The following is a 544-nucleotide window of genomic DNA, read 5'->3' on the forward strand; positions in this document are numbered from 1 at the left end:
CTCCGCTTGGTGTCCTCGTAAGTTTATATAAGAACCGGCCTAAGAGGGTTCCCCCTGTAATGGGAACCCCCCGTACCACCCCTTTTTTTTTCCTGCGTTCAACCACAGTGGTTGGGTAAATCCCGCCAGTATCCCAGCAGATACGGGATATCGACATTTCTGCGCCATTCCGGCGGGTATAGGTTTTATTGATGGCCTCATCCACACGCAGCAGCGTCTGTTCATCGTCGTGGCGGCCCATAATAATCTGCCGGTCAATCAGCCAGCTTTCCTCACCCGGCCCCCATCCCCATACGCGCATTTCGTAGCGGTCCAGCTGGGAGTCGATACCGGCGGTCAGGTAAGCCACACGGTCAGGAACGGGCGCTGAATAATGCTCTTTCCGCTCTGCCATCACTTCAGCATCCGGACGTTCGCCAATTTTCGCCTCCCACGTCTCACCGAGCGTGGTGTTTACGAAGGTTTTACGTTTTCCCGTATCCCCTTTCGTTTTCATCCAGTCTTTGACAATCTGCACCCAGGTGGTGAACGTGCTGTACGCTGT

1 protein-coding gene is annotated in these 544 nt (G+C 54.6%); it reads right to left on the bottom strand.

What is annotated here, in order from left to right; genetic code table 11:
• A partial coding sequence (locus tag CSC62_RS17605; RefSeq protein WP_162407912.1) for a terminase gpA endonuclease subunit occupies window positions 1–544 on the bottom strand: 544 nt, incomplete at both ends.

The organism is Pseudoxanthomonas jiangsuensis (assembly GCF_010093185.1).
GTDB lineage: Bacteria > Pseudomonadota > Gammaproteobacteria > Xanthomonadales > Xanthomonadaceae > Pseudoxanthomonas > Pseudoxanthomonas jiangsuensis.